The organism is Pseudoflavonifractor capillosus (assembly GCF_016899775.1).
In the GTDB taxonomy this organism is placed as follows: Bacteria; Bacillota; Clostridia; order Oscillospirales; family Oscillospiraceae; genus Lawsonibacter.
Genome location: NZ_JACJJE010000073.1, coordinates 1 through 11,619, shown reverse-complemented (window position 1 = coordinate 11,619; position 11,619 = coordinate 1). Strand labels below are relative to the sequence as shown.

Genomic DNA, 11,619 nt, shown 5'->3' with positions numbered 1-11,619 from the left:
AGATGTGTATAAGAGACAGGATCAGCGCGGGGCAGTTTCTGGCCATCGCCACAAAGTCCACCCCTCTGGCGGTGGAGCCCTGGGGGCTGAGCAATCAGATGACCGCCCGGGCCCTGGACAGCATCGGCAAAGTGGGTGGGCCCCGGTGCTGTAAGCGGGACTCCTTTTTGGCCATCCTGGCCGCGGTGGACTTTGTTCGGGAGTACCTGGGAGTGGAGATGGAGCGGACCGTCCCCCTTTGCTCCTACAGCGCTCAGAACAACCAGTGCATCGGCGGCCGCTGCCCCTTCTCGGCGGCCAGCCGGGCCAAGCCCAGGGTGGCCTTTGTCTGCGTCCACAACTCCTGCCGCAGCCAGATGGCGGAGGCCCTGGGGCGGAAGCTGGCCGGCGATGTGTTTGAGAGCTGTTCCGCCGGCACCGAGACCAAGCCCCAGATCAACCAGGACGCGGTGCGCCTGATGAAACAGGTCTACGGCGTCGACATGGAGGAGGGGCAGTACAGCAAACTGCTCTCGGAGCTTCCGCCCGTGGACATTGTGGTTACCATGGGCTGCAACGTCCAGTGTCCAACCTTGCCCTGCTCCCACCGGGAGGACTGGGGGCTGGACGACCCCAGCGGCAAGGACGACGGGGCCTTTCTGGCCACGATGGCGAAGATCGAAGAAAAGGTGCTGGACCTGAAACGCCGCATCCAGGCGGGAGAGCTGGGTTAGCGGGCATTTCTTTGAGACAACGACCGCCCGGAGTTTCTGAATTGTCAGAAACTCCGGGCAGTTGTCATTTGCGCAGGATCTGCTCCATGGACTTGCCCTTGGCCAGCTCGTCCACCAGCTTGTCCAGGTACCGGATGTCCCGCATCAGCGGGTCCTGGATCTCCTCCACCCGGACGCCGCACACCTTGCCGGTGATGAGGGTGCGGTCAGGGTTCATGGCCGGGGCCTTTTGGAAGAACGCTCCATAGGTGGTGTCGGACTGCTCCAGCCGGGCGATGTCCTCCGGGGTGTATCCGGTGAGCCAGGCGGTCACCTGGTCCACCTCCGCCCGGGTGCGTCCCTTTTTCTCCGCCTTGTTCACCAGCAGGGGGTAGAGCTTGGCAAAGGCCATCTGTGTCACATCGGTGCGGGGCATGGTATCTGTCTCCTCTCCCGTGATCATTGTTCTGAAAATATAGGTGCTGGGATGAACTCATCATACCACAGGAGCCCTCGTCTGGCAATCGGAGAAGCGGCCGCAGGCATGACGCCTGCGGCCGTATTCCACCGGTATGAAGTTGGATCAGCGGCCACCCGCCAGGTACTCCTCCGCCATATGGACCGCCGTGGCCCCGTCGGACACCGCCGTCACCACCTGGCGCAGGGGCTTCGTCCGCACGTCGCCCACCGCATAGACCCCGGGGAGACTGGTCTTGGTGGTCTCATCCGCCACAACATAGCCGCTCCGGTCCAGCTCCAGCTGGCCCTGTACCAGCTCGGTGGCGGGTTTTCGGCCCACGCTGATGAACACGCCGTCACAGGGAAGCACCGTCTCCGCACCGGTGTTTACATCCTTCAGCTTTACGCCGGTGAGCTTGTCGCCGTGGAGCAGCTCGGTGACCACGCTGTTCCAGCGAAACTCCAGGTTTGCCGCCTCCATCAGCGGACGGTGGTAGACCTTGGTGGCCCGCAGACTGTCCCGGCGGTGGACCAGGATGACCTTTTGGGCAATACGGCTCAGGATCAGGGCGTCGGCAGCGGCGGAGTTGCCGCCCCCCACCACGACCACTGTCTTGCCTTTGTACCGCATGCCGTCACAGGCGGCGCAGTAGGCCACGCCCCGGCCGGTGAGGGCGGCTTCGTCTGGAAGACCCAGCGTTCTGGGATTGGCCCCTGTGGCCAGCACCACGGTTTTGGCGAGAAATGTCCCCTCGCTGGTCTCCAGAACTTTGGGGGACGGGGCGAGGTTCATGCGTTCCACCTGGGCGTACTCTGTCCGTGCGCCGAAGCGCTCCGCCTGCTGCTGCATCTTCTCGCCCAGGGTGAAGCCGTCGATCCCCTTCTCAAAGCCGGGGTAGTTGTCGACCTCCTCGGTCAGGGCCATCTGCCCGCCGGCGGAGAGCTTCTCCAGCACCAGGGTGTCCAGTCCGGCCCGGGCGGCGTAGAGGGCCGCCGTATAGCCGCCGGGCCCTCCGCCCACCACGATCATATCAAAAATATGGGGTTCGCCCATGGGTAACGCCTCCTTACTTGAACAGAGCCGCCTGAATAAACTGGTCGATGGCCGCCTTGGACCCGGGGTTCACGATGGAGTCCACCGCCTTCCCGTCCCGGTACAGGATCAGGGTGGGGATCACCTCCACCTGGGCCTCCTCGGCCAGCTGCCCCTCCTCGTCAATGTTAATCTTGACCACCTCAAGGCGGTCGCCGTACTCCTCCGCGACCTTCTCGTAGGCCGGTCCGATCCGGCGGCAGTAGCCGCACCAGGGGGCCCAGAAGTCCACCAGGACGGGTTTGTCTCCCTGGATCATCTGCTGGAATTGTTCCTTGTTGATATTGACAGCCGCCATGTTGGTCAGCTCCTTTCTGTTTGTCTGGCCATAGTATACCCCAAAGGCCGCCCTTTTTCTGTGATGAAATCACACAGAGGGAGAGCCTGGCCCAGCGGTTGACAGTGTCCCTCCGCTTCCCTATACTAAATATACAGTGAGGAGGGATGCGGGATGAACTTTCCGGATTATTTTCCCATCTGGGATCAACTGAACCAAGACCAGCAGGGCCGGCTTCAACACAGCGTGGCGCTCCGCAGCGCACCCAAGGGGACGGTTCTGCACAACGGGGACATGGACTGCACCGGGCTGCTTCTGGTGAAATCGGGTCAGCTCCGGGCCTATATCCTCTCGGACGAGGGGCGGGAGATCACCCTCTACCGCCTGTTTGACCGGGATATGTGCCTCTTTTCCGCCTCATGCATGATGCGCTCCATCCAGTTTGAGGTGACCATTGAGGCGGAGAAGGACTCCCAGCTCTGGATCATCCCCCCGGAGGTCTATCAGCGCCTTATGGAGGAGTCCGCCCCTGTGGCCAACTACACCAATGAGCTGATGGCCAGCCGATTCTCCGAGGTCATGTGGCTGATGGAGCAGATCATGTGGAAGAGCCTGGACAAACGGCTGGCATCCTTCTTGCTGGAGGAGGCGGCCATTGAGGGGACGGATGAGCTGAAAATCACCCACGAGACCATTGCCAACCACCTGGGCTCCCACCGGGAGGTGATCACCCGGATGCTGCGCTACTTCCAGAATGAGGGTATGGTGAAGCTGTCCCGGGGCATGGTGGCCATCCTGGACCGGGAGAAGCTGGAGGCGCTGAGGGACTGACCCCGCCCCTATGGACTTAGGGCTGCTTTCCCGCCTTCGCCCTGCAGATGAGCTGGGTCATGGTGCCCATGGGGCAGTAGACACACCAGCTGCGGGGCTTGAACAGCACCATGGTGATCAGCCCCAGAACGGTAGAGGTGAGCATGACGCCGTAAAAGCCGAAGGCAAACTGGGCCGCGCCGGGGTGGAACAGGGTGCCATGGTAGGCCCAGTGCCAGGGCAGCCGGAAGGTCCACAGCAGAGTGACCGCCTGCCGGAGGTCCTGAGCTCCGGCGAACACCAGATAGGTGTTCCACAGCATCAGAAGAAACATGGCCATGAAAAAGGCCAGAAAGCCGTACCGGAAGGCTCTGCTTTTCATCCAGCCCGGGATGTCCTTTTTCCGGGACAGGCCGAAGCGGCCCCCCAGAAGCCCAAAGAGCTGGCCCCGGCCGCAGTAGCGATTGCAGTAGCCCTTGGTGCCGCTGACCACCGAGATGATCAGGGGGATGAAGAAGCACAGCAGGCCCAGCCAGGCGAACAGGATGTTGAAGAACCCAAGGATGAGGTACACAAGGGACACGATCCAGAGATAGTCGTACCAGCGCTTCTTCATACCTCCACCTCCTGGATCTGGATGACGCTGGCGGGGCATTCCCTGGCGCATTTGCCGCAGCCCACGCACTTTGTTTCATCGACCCGGGCCGTGACGCCCCGGACGATCTCAATGGCCCGCAGGGGACAGACCCTTACACAGCAGCCGCAGGCCACACAGGCCGCCTGCTCCACCACGGCTCTGCGCCGCTTCTTTTTGACTGAAGTCATACGATGCCTCCCAGAGTTTGGTGCCCGTATCCTACCACAAAGCCTATGGGGGTCACCGTGATAAAATCACACAGACCGGCTTCCGACGCCTTCCGTACTTTGATGCGGAGCCGGGACAAAATGAGAATTCCTGCAAGACAGATCCGTCATACTGAACAGAACGTAAAAAACGCCAAGGAGGGACGTCAAATGAGAGAGATCGGAATTATGGAAGTGGGGGGATTTCGTGTGGGCCATGCCCAGAACTGGGAGGCCGCCACCGGCTGCACGGTGCTCCTGTGCGATCAGATGAGCCCCGCCGGGCTGGATGTCCGGGGCGGAGGACCCGCCTCCCGGGAGTCCCAGTTCCTGTCTCCCGTGGCCCAGGCAGATGCTATCAACGCGGTGCTGCTCTCCGGCGGCAGCGCCTTCGGACTGGACGCCGCCGGCGGTGTCCAGCGCTATCTGGAGGAGCGGGGGATCGGCTTTGACGTGGGTGTGACCAAGGTCCCTCTGGTCTGCCAGTCCTGCCTGTTTGATCTGGGAGTTGGGCGGGCGGATGTCCGCCCAGATGCGGCTATGGCCTATCAGGCCTGCGAAAATGCCAGCAGCGAGCCGCCCGCAGAAGGAAACGTGGGAGCTGGAACGGGCTGCTCGGTGGGGAAGTACCGTGGGATGGAGCGGGCGATGAAATCCGGCTTTGGCACCTATGCCGTCCAGACGGGCCATTTGAAGGTGGGGGCTCTGGTGGCGGTGAACGCCTTGGGGGACGTCTATGACGGAGCGGTTCAGATTGCCGGCCTGCGGAACGCGGAGGGAACCGGGCTCTCCAATACCCTGGAGGAGATGTTCCAAGATGTGACCATTGCCGAGAATCTCTTTACCGGCAACACAACGCTGGGCATCATCGTTACGAACGCCAAGCTGAACAAGACCCAGCTCACCAAAGTGGCGGGCATGACCCACAACAGTTACGCCCGGGCCATCCGCCCGGTCCATACCAACGCGGATGGAGACAGCATCTATGCCCTCAGCACCGGCGGCCAGGCGGGCGATGTGAATGTGGTCGGCTCCATGGCTGCCTGGGCCATGGAGCGGGCCATTGTCCGCGCGGTCCGGGCGGCGCAGCCGGCCTGCGGGCTGCCCGGCTGCGGGGTGCTCTGAGGGAACCGGGGAGCAGACCTGCGCCCTGTGCTCAGAAGTTCTCTCTGGGACGGGTCATTGAAAAGCAAAACGCGCTGCGGAGCGATACTGGCTCTGCGGCGCGTTTTGTCGTGTCTGCCGGTGGGGAGGGGGGAGAGATTAGGCGGCGGTTTTATTCTCCCCGGCTCTGGCGGATTGCGAAATAGACCAGAACACACAGGGCGGCGAAGGCCAGCCCCAGACAGGGAAAATAGATGTCCTGGGGCAGCCGGGCCACGGCCGGATGGCTCAGCACGCACAGGAGGACAAAACCGCCGCAGGCCAGGGCGCTGAGCAGAATGAAAAAGGGGTTCCGGTTTTCTGCGGCATCCAGGTCGTTTTCCCAGCTCTTCCGGCGCTCCAGCTGGCGGAGAAGCAGCTCCTGGTCTTCCAGCCCCTTGACCAGGAAGTAGGTGCGCCGGACCATCCGCCGGTTGGGGTGGCGCACCTGACAGACCAGGGCGTAGTGGGAGCGGTTCTCTCGAATCCGCTCCACCCTCCGAATCTCGTCCGCCCCGGCGGGCAGATAGGGATTTTCCGCCAGCTTCTGGAGAAACTGCTGTACCTCCATCATGGCGGCGGCGTGGGAGAGAATGTCCCGGCCGTGATAGACCAGGGAGCGGGCGTCCACAGCAAAGAGCCGGTCCCCCTCCATCCAGAAAAAGACGGTGGCGTCTTGGACCGAGCGCCGCCCCAGCCTCAGGGCCAGAAAGACGGTCAGGGCGGAGATCCCCAGACACAGAACCAGCGAGAGCAGCTCCACCGGGACGCCCGAGGCGGTCAGCCACACCGCCCCAACGCAGATGAGCAGCACCGCCAGCGCCGCGATCCCCAGAATCCCGCCCAGAGTGCGCCAGCCATACCGGCTCTTTTTTGCACTGTCCGGCGAAAGCCAGATTTTTAAGATTTTTCCCTGCATGGTCATCCCGCCTTTCAAAAGCGGCCCGCCGTCCCGCTCTCCGGCAGAAGAGCGGATGGGGTGGTTTTTCTCCATGATACCATGGGGGCCGCGGGGGAGACAAGACGGTTTTTCAAACGAAACGCCGGTCCGGAACTGTGTGTCTGTTAAAAACTCTTAAAAATTTCTGAAAAATAGAGCGGCTCGCATTGACAAAGCGGCTGAGATACGCTATGGTGAAGTTGACAAAAAGAGAGGAGGCGCAAAAGGCATGTTTGAACAAATGGAACAGAGGAAACTGGCCGCCCAGAAGCTGCGGCAGATGTGGCAGGGCAATCTGGTGATCATGATATCTGTCATTTTTATGGTCGTTGTGGTGGTGATCATGCTGATGAGCGCCATGACCAACCCCCTTACCATGTATGTGGGAGGCGGGCTGGAATTTACGCTGGTCATGACGCTGCTCAGTACTCTGGCGATGACTGTGGGCATGATCATCTATCTGGTGGGCCTGTATGGCCTGCGGAACATTCAGCCGGAGTACCGGACGGCCTTTCAGTGCTGGCTGGTGAGCTTCGTGCTGAATCTGATCTCCAGCCTGGCAGGAGAGGGCTCCCTGATTGCCTCCATTTTGGATCTGGCCACTACGGTGCTGAATCTGGTGGTCCTCTGGCTGGTTCTGACGGCCACCAACCGCCTGATGGAGGAGATCAGCCGGGATGACGTGATCCAGTGGGGCAGAACGGTGTGGATTCTGAATTTGATCTCCACGGTATGCTCGGTGGTGGTCGCTCTGATTCCCATTGAGGTTGCGACGGGAGCTGCATTGGCTCTGACGATTTCCCTGGCTGCTCTGGCGGTATCTGTTGTGGCGGACTTCTGGTATCTCGGTTATCTGGGCCGGGCGGCCACCGCACTGACAGAGAATATGTGGTAAGAGAAAATAGGAGACCGGGCGCGGCGGAACAGGCTGCGCCCGGTTTTCTGCGGTTGGCGGTCCGCGTTCCGGCCTCTGCCCGCAGGAATGTGGTCCCCAGGGCGCGCATATCCTCCTTGCAGGGGGGATGGAGATTGCTGGGAGCCATCACATACGATTCCGGCGGGGCGGGCCGCCCCCGGCGGATAGAGCGGTACGGCCTGCCTCTGCTGGAGGTGCCCCTCCGGCCCGGCGGCTGGCGGGAGAGGGGGCGGGTCCGCGCCGCCGCCCGGCGGCTGGGGCGGCAGGGGATTGTGCGGGTGCTGGCCCCGCCGGAGTTTCCCCACTGGGAACTGCTGGAGGCCCGGGGCCTGCGGCGGGTGGACCCGCTGCCCTTTCTCCGCTTTTACGCCGGGGAGCTGGCTCTGGCGGCCCTGAGACGGGAGGGAGTCGCACCCCAAAGGGGGACGGTGGCTCTCCGGGGGCGGCGGGTGGACCGGGACATGGTGCGGGCGGCGGAGTTTCTCTGCCCCCGGGTGCGGGAGCTGGCCGTCTCGGCCCGGCAGGGGGGAGAGGAGCTCTCCGCCTGGCTGCGCCGGGAGTACGGCATGCCGGTGCGCCCGGACGGGGAGGGGATTACGGCGGCCGTCCGGTTTGATGAGACCGCCCCCGGCGGCGGGGGGCGGGAGCTGTCCCTGTATGGGGGGGCGCCCCGGCTGGCGGGGGTGTGTCCCCGGGCGGCGGCCCTGGCGGAGGGGGACCGGGAGGACCTGCCTCTGCTGGCCGCCCTGTGGGAGACGGGGCGGCTGGAGGCTCTCGGCCTAGAATTTACTTGACAGGGGGACAGAAAGTTACTATAATAACACACACTGCGTCAGTATATTTGTTTTTATATTATAAGGTATATTGAAAAGGGGCCGGGAGCAGAGACTTCCGGTTTCCCTTTGGAAAGGTGTGCGAGGCTTTATGGCGAAAGAATTCAAATTGACCCCGGAGCGGCTCAAGGAGCTTCAGGACGAGCTGACCTATCTGAAGACGGTCCGGGAGAAGGAAGTGGCGGAGCTGATCAAAGAGGCCCGCTCCTTCGGCGACCTGAGCGAGAACAGCGAGTACGACGAGGCCAAGACCGAGCAGGGCAAGCTCTACTCCCGCATCGCGGAGGTGGAGAACATCCTGTCCAACTATGTGGTCATTGAGGAGAATGAGGACGACGGCGGCTCCTCCATCCGCCTGGGCTCCACCGTCACCGTGCTGGACAAGGAGTTCAATGAGGAGGAGACCTATAAGATTGTGGGCTCCCAGGAGGCTGACCCCATGAACGGCGTCATCTCCGAGGACTCCCCCTTCGGCCGGGCCCTGCTGGGCAAAAACGCCGGGGACGACGTGGTGGTGGACGCCCCCGCCGGCCCCGTGGAGTACAAGATTTTAAAGGTGGAGCGCTGAGCCGCCCCCCAATTTGAGCCAGACCGGCCCAGCGCCGGAAACAGAAGATAGGAGTGGTCTCTTTGGCCGAAAACGAGAAGAAGAACAGCGCCGCCCCCCAGGAGGAGAACCTGTCTCAGCTGACCAAGGTCCGCCGGGACAAGCTCCGCGAGCTCCAGGAGAGCGGAAACGATCCCTTCCAGATCACCAAGTATGAAGTTAACAACGACAGCGCCAACATCAAGGCGAATTTTGACGCCCTGGAGGGCTCTGAGGTGTCCATCGCCGGCCGTCTCATGTCCAAGCGGGGCATGGGCAAGGTGTCCTTCTGCGACCTGCAGGACAAGTCGGGCCGCATCCAGCTCTACGCCCGGAAGGATGAGATGGACGAGGCGGAGTACAACCGCTTCAAGAAGTTCGACATCGGCGACATCGTGGGCGTGAAGGGCGTGGTCTTCCGCACCCAGCGGGGCGAGATGTCCGTGCGGGTGGAGACCGTCACCCTGCTGAGCAAGTCCCTGCTGCCCCTGCCCGAGAAGTTCCACGGCCTGACCAACACCGAGCTGCGCTACCGCCAGCGGTACGTGGACCTGATCGTCAACCCGGAGGTGAAGCGCACCTTCGTGCTCCGCTCCCAGTTTGTCAAGCACGTGCGTGACTTCCTGGACGGCCGGGGCTACATGGAGGTGGAGACCCCCGTTCTGAACACCATCTCCGGCGGCGCCACCGCCCGGCCCTTCATCACCCACCACAACACCCTGGACATCGACATGTACCTGCGCATCGCCACCGAGCTGCCTCTGAAGCGGCTCATCGTGGGCGGCATGGACCGGGTGTATGAGATCGGCCGCATCTTCCGCAACGAGGGCATGGACCCCAAGCACAACCCGGAGTTCACCACCGTGGAGCTGTACGAGGCCTACGCCGACTTCAACGACATGATGGACCTGTTTGAGGACCTGCTGACCTCCGCCGCCCAGAAGCTGCTGGGCACCTATCAGCTGGAGTGGCAGGGGGAGCAGATCGACCTGACCCCCGGCTGGCCCCGCCTGCCCATGCACGAGGCGGTGAAGCAGTACACCGGCCTGGACTTCATGGCCATCACCAGCGACGAGGAGGCGGTGGCCGCCGCCAAGTCCATCGGCGTGGAGCTGCCTGAGACCGCCGACCCCACCTGGGGCAACGCCCTGTACGAGGTCTTTGACCAGCGGGTGGAGGAGAAGCTGGTGCAGCCCACCTTCATCACCATGCACCCGGTGGACGTGTCCCCCCTGGCCAAGCGGTCCCCCAAGGACCCCCGTCTCACCGAGCGCTTCGAGCTGTTCATCTGCCGCAGCGAGATGGGCAACGCCTTCTCCGAGCTCAACGACCCCATCGACCAGCGCCAGCGTTTCCAAAAGCAGGTGGAGCTGCGGGACAAGGGCGACGACGAGGCCGGCATGATGGACGAGGACTTCATCACCGCTCTGGAGTACGGCCTGCCCCCCACGGGCGGCCTGGGCATCGGCATCGACCGGTGCGTGATGATGCTGACCAACTCGGACAGCATCCGGGAGGTCATTTTGTTCCCCACCATGAAACCGTTGGATTGACGCAAATATGGCATACCAATGGGAAAGTTTCCCATTGGTATGCCTTTCTGCGCATCCCTGGAGAATAGATAGAAGGAGCGACCCAATGGAGCGGATCACCAGCCGGAAAAACCACCTGCTCACCCAGATTCGGAAGCTGGCCGCCGGAAGCGGCCGGGACCGCCGGGCGGCGGGGGAGTACCTGGGGGACGGAAGGAAACTGTTGGAGGAGGCCCTGAAGTGGCACGTCCCCCTCACCACCGTGGTGGTGTCGGAGGGGGTGGAGCTCCCCAACCTGCCCCCGGAGGTGCGGGCGGTCCAGGTGCCCAGGGACGTGATGGAGACCATCTCCCCCATGAAGACCCCCCAGGGGGCCCTGTTTTTGGCCCGCCTTCCGGAGACGAGGCCCCCGGAGACACTGGCCGGGGACCGGTATCTGGTGCTGGACGGCGTCCAGGACCCGGGCAACGTGGGGACCATCTGGCGCACCGCCGACGCCCTGGGGGCGGACGGCCTGATCCTGGTGGGGAACTGCGCCGACCCGTACAGCCCCAAGGTGGTGCGCTCCTCCATGGGAGCCTGCTTCCGCCTGCCGGTGTATGAGACGGACGCCGGCGGCCTGTGCGCCCTGCTGGAGCGCTCCGGCATTCCCCTGTCTGCCACCGCCCTGCGTGAGGACACGGTCTCCCTGGAACAGGCGCGCCTGGACCGGGCGGCGGTAATCATCGGCAGCGAGGGGAGCGGCGTCTCCCCGGAGCTCCTGGCCCGCAGCGGCCAGACCATCAAGATCCCCATGCGGGAGCGGTGCGAATCCCTGAACGCGGCGGCGGCCGCCGCCATTGTCCTGTGGGAGATGGCCCGGAACCCATAAAAAAGCGGGCCCTCGGGCCCGCTTGGAGAATCAGGATTTTGAGGGGCGTTTCCCAACACCCAGCTTGTAGTACACCCCCTGGATCAGGGCCATGGAGCAAACCAGGGACGCCAGAAACAGCAGATAGGCGGGAACATAGCTGCCGAACCGGTCGGCCAACATCCCCGGCATTGGTCCCGTGAGCAGGGAGCCCAGCATGTAGGCGGAGGACAGCCATTTGACCAGCCGGTCGTAGTCCGGTCCGGCGCTCAGATCCCCCGCCCACACCGACAGAGACACCGAGGACAGGGGCATCCCCAGGGCGGTGAAAACGAAGGCCGCGAAGGCCAGCGGGATACTTCCGCTGGGAGCCAGGCAGCACAGGGAGAAGCCGGTGAGAAAGACGGCGTAGACCGACCAGTTGGCCCAGCGGCTGCCAAGGGTGTCGCTGAGGCTGCCATAGAGTACCTTGGAGAGCATGAGAACCAGCCCAAACAGGGACATGAGGAGAGCCACAGTTCCGCTGTCATAGTTCTCAGAGGTATAGAGAACGCTCAGGTGGGAGAAGCCCGGACCGCAGGGGCCGCCGGTGAGAAAGGCGGATGCAACCACTACCCACCAGAGAGGGCGGGAGAGTCGGGGCGG

Annotated in this window: 15 protein-coding genes and 1 pseudogene; 9 read left to right on the top strand and 7 right to left on the bottom strand. The window is 63.2% G+C overall.

Annotated features, from left to right (window positions below):
• Positions 1 to 2: 2 nt before the first annotated feature.
• A pseudogene (locus H6B31_RS17355) lies at positions 3 to 230 on the top strand (DUF5714 domain-containing protein); the annotation flags it as partial.
• A gap of 126 nt (positions 231 to 356) precedes the next feature.
• Positions 357 to 713: an arsenate reductase/protein-tyrosine-phosphatase family protein gene (locus H6B31_RS15040; RefSeq protein ID WP_243419087.1), complete on the top strand. Its 357-nt coding sequence runs from the start codon at positions 357 to 359 to the stop codon at positions 711 to 713.
• Positions 714 to 777: 64 nt separating this feature from the next.
• Here H6B31_RS15040 and H6B31_RS15035 read toward each other — a convergent pair whose 3' ends face one another.
• The 3 genes from H6B31_RS15035 to trxA form a co-directional block, all read right to left on the bottom strand.
• Positions 778 to 1,128 (bottom strand): DUF2200 domain-containing protein, encoded by a 351-nt coding sequence (locus tag H6B31_RS15035; protein ID WP_204899247.1) that lies wholly within the window; start codon positions 1,126 to 1,128, stop codon positions 778 to 780.
• Positions 1,129 to 1,275: 147 nt separating this feature from the next.
• Positions 1,276 to 2,205: a thioredoxin-disulfide reductase gene (trxB, locus tag H6B31_RS15030; protein ID WP_204899246.1), complete on the bottom strand. Its 930-nt coding sequence runs from the start codon at positions 2,203 to 2,205 to the stop codon at positions 1,276 to 1,278.
• A gap of 13 nt (positions 2,206 to 2,218) precedes the next feature.
• Positions 2,219 to 2,542: a thioredoxin gene (trxA, locus tag H6B31_RS15025; protein WP_204899245.1), complete on the bottom strand. Its 324-nt coding sequence runs from the start codon at positions 2,540 to 2,542 to the stop codon at positions 2,219 to 2,221.
• Between the two features lie 153 nt (positions 2,543 to 2,695).
• On the opposite strand from trxA, the gene H6B31_RS15020 reads away from it, so the two are divergent.
• Positions 2,696 to 3,352, top strand: coding sequence for a Crp/Fnr family transcriptional regulator (locus H6B31_RS15020; protein WP_204899244.1), 657 nt, complete (start codon positions 2,696 to 2,698; stop codon positions 3,350 to 3,352).
• Positions 3,353 to 3,368: 16 nt separating this feature from the next.
• Here the strand turns inward: H6B31_RS15020 and H6B31_RS15015 are convergent, their stop codons facing one another.
• Both H6B31_RS15015 and H6B31_RS15010 read right to left on the bottom strand, forming a co-directional pair.
• Positions 3,369 to 3,947, bottom strand: coding sequence for a 4Fe-4S binding protein (locus tag H6B31_RS15015; protein WP_204899243.1), 579 nt, complete (start codon positions 3,945 to 3,947; stop codon positions 3,369 to 3,371).
• Positions 3,944 to 4,156, bottom strand: coding sequence for a 4Fe-4S dicluster domain-containing protein (locus H6B31_RS15010; protein WP_204899242.1), 213 nt, complete (start codon positions 4,154 to 4,156; stop codon positions 3,944 to 3,946). The genes H6B31_RS15015 and H6B31_RS15010 overlap by 4 nt, the downstream gene beginning before the upstream one ends.
• Positions 4,157 to 4,345: 189 nt before the next feature.
• On the opposite strand from H6B31_RS15010, the gene H6B31_RS15005 reads away from it, so the two are divergent.
• A complete protein-coding gene (locus tag H6B31_RS15005) occupies positions 4,346 to 5,299 on the top strand; it encodes a P1 family peptidase (RefSeq protein ID WP_204899241.1) in 954 nt (317 codons plus the stop codon).
• 151 nt (positions 5,300 to 5,450) lie between these two features.
• Here H6B31_RS15005 and H6B31_RS15000 read toward each other — a convergent pair whose 3' ends face one another.
• On the bottom strand, positions 5,451 to 6,311 hold the full coding sequence (locus tag H6B31_RS15000; RefSeq protein WP_204899240.1) for a hypothetical protein: 861 nt from the start codon (positions 6,309 to 6,311) through the stop codon (positions 5,451 to 5,453).
• A 175-nt stretch (positions 6,312 to 6,486) separates the two neighbouring features.
• On the opposite strand from H6B31_RS15000, the gene H6B31_RS14995 reads away from it, so the two are divergent.
• From H6B31_RS14995 to H6B31_RS14975, 5 genes are all read left to right on the top strand, one after another.
• Positions 6,487 to 7,152 (top strand): hypothetical protein, encoded by a 666-nt coding sequence (locus H6B31_RS14995; RefSeq protein WP_204899239.1) that lies wholly within the window; start codon positions 6,487 to 6,489, stop codon positions 7,150 to 7,152.
• A gap of 134 nt (positions 7,153 to 7,286) precedes the next feature.
• Positions 7,287 to 7,967, top strand: coding sequence for a hypothetical protein (locus H6B31_RS14990; protein WP_204899238.1), 681 nt, complete (start codon positions 7,287 to 7,289; stop codon positions 7,965 to 7,967).
• A gap of 130 nt (positions 7,968 to 8,097) precedes the next feature.
• Positions 8,098 to 8,574, top strand: a complete 477-nt coding sequence (greA, locus tag H6B31_RS14985) for a transcription elongation factor GreA (RefSeq protein WP_087288299.1) — start codon at positions 8,098 to 8,100, stop codon at positions 8,572 to 8,574.
• Between the two features lie 62 nt (positions 8,575 to 8,636).
• Positions 8,637 to 10,145, top strand: coding sequence for a lysine--tRNA ligase (gene lysS / locus H6B31_RS14980; RefSeq protein WP_204899237.1), 1,509 nt, complete (start codon positions 8,637 to 8,639; stop codon positions 10,143 to 10,145).
• An 85-nt stretch (positions 10,146 to 10,230) separates the two neighbouring features.
• Positions 10,231 to 10,995, top strand: coding sequence for a TrmH family RNA methyltransferase (locus H6B31_RS14975; RefSeq protein ID WP_204899236.1), 765 nt, complete (start codon positions 10,231 to 10,233; stop codon positions 10,993 to 10,995).
• A 30-nt stretch (positions 10,996 to 11,025) separates the two neighbouring features.
• Here the strand turns inward: H6B31_RS14975 and H6B31_RS14970 are convergent.
• The coding region (locus H6B31_RS14970; RefSeq protein WP_204899235.1) for an MFS transporter at positions 11,026 to 11,619 on the bottom strand (594 nt) is incomplete at its 5' end.

Bases quoted from the DNA above. Each gene is read 5' to 3' on its own strand.
- H6B31_RS15000 (WP_204899240.1), bottom strand. From the start codon at position 6,311: ATGGAGAAAAACCACCCCATCCGCTCTTCTGCCGGAGAGCGGGACGGC.
- greA (WP_087288299.1), top strand. From the start codon at position 8,098: ATGGCGAAAGAATTCAAATTGACCCCGGAGCGGCTCAAGGAGCTTCAG.
- H6B31_RS15005 (WP_204899241.1), top strand. From the start codon at position 4,346: ATGAGAGAGATCGGAATTATGGAAGTGGGGGGATTTCGTGTGGGCCAT.
- H6B31_RS15040 (WP_243419087.1), top strand. From the start codon at position 357: ATGGCGGAGGCCCTGGGGCGGAAGCTGGCCGGCGATGTGTTTGAGAGC.
- H6B31_RS15020 (WP_204899244.1), top strand. From the start codon at position 2,696: ATGAACTTTCCGGATTATTTTCCCATCTGGGATCAACTGAACCAAGAC.
- H6B31_RS15010 (WP_204899242.1), bottom strand. From the start codon at position 4,156: ATGACTTCAGTCAAAAAGAAGCGGCGCAGAGCCGTGGTGGAGCAGGCG.
- H6B31_RS15035 (WP_204899247.1), bottom strand. From the start codon at position 1,128: ATGCCCCGCACCGATGTGACACAGATGGCCTTTGCCAAGCTCTACCCC.
- H6B31_RS15015 (WP_204899243.1), bottom strand. From the start codon at position 3,947: ATGAAGAAGCGCTGGTACGACTATCTCTGGATCGTGTCCCTTGTGTAC.
- trxA (WP_204899245.1), bottom strand. From the start codon at position 2,542: ATGGCGGCTGTCAATATCAACAAGGAACAATTCCAGCAGATGATCCAG.
- H6B31_RS14995 (WP_204899239.1), top strand. From the start codon at position 6,487: ATGTTTGAACAAATGGAACAGAGGAAACTGGCCGCCCAGAAGCTGCGG.
- trxB (WP_204899246.1), bottom strand. From the start codon at position 2,205: ATGGGCGAACCCCATATTTTTGATATGATCGTGGTGGGCGGAGGGCCC.
- H6B31_RS14975 (WP_204899236.1), top strand. From the start codon at position 10,231: ATGGAGCGGATCACCAGCCGGAAAAACCACCTGCTCACCCAGATTCGG.